Below are 2,947 nucleotides of genomic sequence, written 5' to 3'. Positions count from 1 at the left end.
CCACCGCCATGGCGTCGGCGTCGGCCTCCCAGGCAGCCGTCGACCCCTCGATGTCGGTGAGCAGGAAGGTGACCGCGCGCGTCACCGAAGGAGCATGTTGTGCCACAGCCACATCCAGCGACGCGTCCTGCGCGACGATCGCGGCCTCGAGTCGGCGGAGATTCGGGCCGGGGTCCACCCCGAGTTCGTCGGCGAGCAGCGATCGCGCTCGCTGATAAGCGCCGAGGGCCTCGCCCTGCCGGCCGGCCCGGTAGAGGGCGAGCATCAGCTGACCCCATCGCCTTTCCCGCAGCGGGGCCTCAGCCACCGCCGCCTCGAGATCGCCGACGACTTCCGCGGCGCGGCCCGTGGCCAGCAGCGCGTCCGCGCGATCTTCGACCAGCGCGGCATGGCTCTCGATCCACCGCGTCTTTTCCGAAGTGCCGGGCCGGCCATCGGGAAGTTCGGGGGTCCCACGCCAAAGGGCAAGGGCCTCCTCGAACCGCGCCACCGCTTGGCTGGTGTCGCCAGCGGCGGCGGCGTCGCGCCCCAGCCGGGCCGCCGACTTGTAGCGCGAGGCGTCGATCTCGCTGTCGGCCAGAACCCAACCCGCCCCCTGGGTCAGGACAAAGCCGTCACCCAGGGCGCGGCGTAACGAGGAGATGTGGGTCTGCAGGGCCTTGGCCGCGGTGCGCGGCGGCTCCTCGCCCCAGAGCAGTTCGACGAGGGTGTCGGCCGGCACGACGGAGCCGCCGTGCAGTCCCAGCATCGTGAGGATGGCGCGCGGTTTCGCGCCCGGTATAGCGACGGGCGTCCCGTCTTGCCGGACCTGGAGAGGTCCCAACACCCCCAGTTCCACCGATGAAAGCGTACTCACGTCAGCTATCTTCGGCGGGACAATTCAATACCTGGTCAAGATCGGGTAAAGGCACGCTGCCTGCAGTTCTTGAATGCAAGCAATCTGACGTGAGCGCGAAGTATGTTGGCCAGCTACTGAGCGGGTACACGCCCACTCGTGCACAAGGAAACTCAGGGCAGGGATGAAGTGTCGCCTTCCAGACATCGCCGTCGACCCGACCCGTTACCGTTGATGCCCATGGATGGCGACCGAGGTGACTCCGCCTTCACCTGGCAGGGCCGGCGCGAATTGGTGAGTCGCATGCATGACCAGCTCGATGAGCTGGTGGCGGCGCGCGACCAAATGGAACAACTGGTGCGGGTCATCGTCGAGATCGGCTCGGATCTGGACCTGGACGTGACGCTGCAGCGGGTCCTCAACGCGGCGATGGAGCTGACCGGCGCCCGCTACGCCGCCCTGGGCATCCGCGCCGCCGATGGTGCGTTCGTTTCCTTCGTGCATGCGGGAATCGACGTCGATACGGCACGGCGGCTCGGCGAGCTCCCGATCGGCGATGGCCTGCGCGTCGACGATCTGAATACCCATCCCGACACAGCGGAGCTGGCCGGACACGAACCGCCGATACATGCGCTGCTCGGCATCCCGATCACGGTGCGGGGGGCCAACTTCGGCAGCCTGTATCTGGCCGACGACCGCCCGGGACGCGTCTTCTCCGACTCCCAGGAAGGCGCCGTACGAGCGATGGCCACGGCGGCGGCCGCCGCCATCGACAACGCCCGACTATTCGAACGAGAGCGCGAATCGGCGAGATGGACGAAGGCCAGCCGCGAGATCACGACGGCGCTGTTGTCCGGCGACCCGCAGACGGGGCCGTTGCAGCTCATTGTGAACCGGGCGTTGGAGCTGGCGGGCGCCGAGCAGGCGATCCTGCTGGTGCCCCGGGAGCCCGAACGGCCCGTCGGCGAGGTCGACACCCTGGTCGTGGCCGCAACGGCGGGCCGCTACTCCTCGGAGGTGATTGGTCGGCAGGTTCCGATGGACGGCTCGACCACGGGCGGTGTGGCCCGCCGCGGGCTGCCGCTGATCACTGACTCCTTCGAATACCCGATCGAGGGATTCACCGACGTGGGCGAACGCTCGGCGATCGTCATGCCGCTGATCGCCGACGGTGCCGTACTCGGCGTCATCGCCGTCGCGCGCGACCCGCACCAGCCCGCCTTCGGCAACGACTACCTGGATCTCGTCAGCGACTTCGCCCGGCACGCGGCCATCGCACTGGCGCTGGCGGCGGGTCGCGAACACGCGCTCAACCAGGAACTGGCCCAGGCCGACACGGTCGATGACGCCGTGCATGCCGCCGCCGAGGAATTGCGCCGGCTATGGCGGGCACGCCGGGTTCTGGCCGTCACCTTCCCCGCACAAAGCTCGTCCGCCGAAATGGCGTTCGGTGAACCCCAAGTCGTGTCGGTTGGCGAGCCGGCAGAGTGGGCCGATTTGTCACCGCACACCCAGCAGGCGCTCAGTTCATTGCGCGACGGCGATCTGCTCACCTCTAACTCGAGAGAACCCGGGACGGCTGGCATCGCACTGCAGCACCCCGACGGTGTGCTCGTCGTCTGGATCGATCTGACCGACCAGCGCCTGTTCACCCTCGAGGACCAGACCTTGCTCACGGTCCTGGCGGGCCGCCTCGGCCAGGGGCTGCAGCGGGTGCATCAGGTCGACCAGCAACGCGAAACCGCGCTGGCCCTGCAACACGCGATCCTCGGCCCGGCCGATCTGCCGGCCGGCTTCGCGGTGCGGTATCAGGCCGCGACGAGGCCTCTGCAGGTCGGCGGCGACTGGTACGACATCGTCGACCTGGAAGACGGGCGGATCGCCTTGATCGTCGGCGATTGTGTGGGCCACGGCCTGGCCGCGGCCACCGTGATGGGCCAGGTGCGCAGCGCCTGTCGCGCGCTGTTGTTCGAAAACCCAAGTCCCGGTGCGGCTCTCGCCGGGATGGATCGCTTCGCCGCGCGGCTGCCCGGCGCGCAATGCACCACCGCGGTCTGCGCGGTGCTCACTCCCGAGACCGGTGAACTGGTTTACTCGAGCGCAGGCCACCCG

The 2,947-nt window shown here is 68.7% G+C and carries 2 protein-coding genes; one reads left to right on the top strand and one right to left on the bottom strand.

What is annotated here, in order from left to right; all coding sequences use genetic code 11:
* A partial coding sequence (locus A9W96_RS20525) for an AfsR/SARP family transcriptional regulator (protein ID WP_197499590.1) occupies nt 1–838 on the bottom strand: 838 nt, incomplete at its 3' end.
* A gap of 237 nt (nt 839–1,075) precedes the next feature.
* On the opposite strand from A9W96_RS20525, the gene A9W96_RS20520 reads away from it, so the two are divergent.
* A partial coding sequence (locus A9W96_RS20520; RefSeq protein WP_067142571.1) for a GAF domain-containing protein occupies nt 1,076–2,947 on the top strand: 1,872 nt, incomplete at its 3' end.

This window comes from Mycobacterium sp. 1245852.3, assembly GCF_001669335.1.
GTDB classification, from domain to species: Bacteria; Actinomycetota; Actinomycetes; order Mycobacteriales; family Mycobacteriaceae; genus Mycobacterium; species Mycobacterium europaeum_A.
Note: the sequence above shows the minus strand (reverse complement) of the source record. Positions and strands in the feature narration are given on the sequence as shown.